This is a genomic window from Streptomyces sp. SID3212 (assembly GCF_009865405.1).
GTDB lineage: Bacteria > Actinomycetota > Actinomycetes > Streptomycetales > Streptomycetaceae > Streptomyces.
The window spans coordinates 1-1,652 of the sequence record NZ_WWJY01000882.1; the positions used below are offsets into that span (position 1 = coordinate 1).

Sequence of the window (1,652 nt, forward strand, 5' to 3'; positions counted from 1 at the left end):
GAGGCGGCGGAGCTGACGGCGCGGGGCGGGCTGGGCGACTTCGGCTGGCTGGCCCAGCCGGTGGGCGTCGACGGCGGTCAGGGCGGCGGCGCCCTCCCCACCGTGGCGGCTCCGGGCCTCTGACACGACGGGCCTCTGACACGACCTCCGGAAGTCCGGCCCGCGGCCTCTGAGAGACTGTCGTCCATGACGGAGACCACGCGGACGACGGTCGGCATCGGCGGCGCGGCGGAGAGCACCGACATGGTGCTCAACATCGGCCCCCAGCACCCTTCGACGCACGGTGTGCTCCGGCTGCGCCTGGTGCTTGACGGCGAGGTGATCCGCGAAGCGGAACCGGTCATCGGATACATGCACCGGGGCGCCGAGAAGCTGTTCGAGGCGCGCGACTACCGGCAGATCGTGATGCTCGCCAACCGCCACGATTGGCTGTCGGCGTTCTCCAACGAACTGGGCGTCGTGATGGCCGTCGAGCGGATGCTCGGCATGGAGGTCCCCGAGCGCGCCGTGTGGACCAGGACGCTGCTGGCCGAGCTGAACCGGGTGCTCAACCACCTGATGTTCCTCGGTTCGTACCCCTTGGAGCTGGGCGGGATCACCCCGGTGTTCCACGCGTTCCGGGAGCGGGAGGTCATACAGGCCGTGATGGAGGAGGTCTCCGGCGGCCGGATGCACTACATGTTCAACCGGGTCGGCGGCCTCAAGGAGGATCTCCCGGCCGGCTGGCAGGGCCGGGCCCGCCAGGCGATCGCCGAGGTCCGCTCCCGGATGGACGTCTACGACGGGCTGGTCCTCGGCAACGAGATCTTCCGGGGCCGTACGCGCGGGGTCGGCGTCCTGTCGCGCGAGGCGGTGCACGCCTACGGGGTCTCCGGGCCGATCGCCCGCGCCTCGGGCGTCGACTTCGACCTGCGCAGGGACGAGCCGTACCTGGCGTACGGCGAACTCCAGGACACGCTCAGCGTCGTGACCCGGGAGGCCGGGGACTGCCTGGCGCGGTTCGAGTGCCTGCTGGAGCAGACGCACAACGCGCTGGACCTGGCGGACGCCTGCCTGGACCGGCTCGCGGAGCTGCCTCCCGGGCCGATCAACCAGCGGCTGCCGAAGGTGCTGAAGGCGCCGGAGGGGCAGACGTACGCCTGGACCGAGAACCCGCTCGGCATCAACGGCTACTACCTGGTGTCGAAGGGCGAGAAGACGCCGTACCGCTTGAAGCTGCGCTCGGCGTCGTTCAACAACATCCAGGCGCTGACCGAGCTGCTGCCCGGGACGCAGGTCGCGGACATGGTGGCGATCCTGGGGTCGCTGTTCTTCGTCGTGGGCGACATCGACAAGTAGGCCCGCGCGTCCGGGTACGGTACGGGCGCCCTCACCCGGTGGAGCGGCGCGCGCCCCCCACTTCGAGGCGCTCGGCAGCGTCCTTCCCGGTCACGGCGTCCGCGTCGGCCTCGTCGTCGGGCCGGTCGGGCTCGGTCAGGTCGATGACCGCGCCGACCGCAGGGTCCTCGGACCGCCGCCGCTCGGCCAGCGCCTCCTCGCCCACGACGTCCGCGAGATCCTCGCGCTCGACGGGGGTGTCCCCCGTCAGCGGGGCCGGCGCGGGGTCGTCCCGGTCCGCCGGGTCCACCGCCTCGCCCGTGCCCTTGCCGCCG

At 72.0% G+C, this 1,652-nt stretch carries 1 protein-coding gene and 1 pseudogene; one reads left to right on the top strand and one right to left on the bottom strand.

Translation table 11 applies throughout. The features are described 5' to 3' along the window. Nucleotides 1–186: 186 nt before the first annotated feature. Nucleotides 187–1,338 (top strand): NADH-quinone oxidoreductase subunit D, encoded by a 1,152-nt coding sequence (locus tag GT042_RS26545; protein WP_161311255.1) that lies wholly within the window; start codon nucleotides 187–189, stop codon nucleotides 1,336–1,338. A gap of 31 nt (nucleotides 1,339–1,369) precedes the next feature. Here the strand turns inward: GT042_RS26545 and GT042_RS38355 are convergent. Beyond that, nucleotides 1,370–1,652: pseudogene (locus GT042_RS38355) on the bottom strand (hypothetical protein); the annotation flags it as partial.

What these genes read in the sequence shown, in the direction of transcription:
- GT042_RS26545 (WP_161311255.1), top strand. Translation starts at nt 187, where the DNA reads ATGACGGAGACCACGCGGACGACGGTCGGCATCGGCGGCGCGGCGGAG.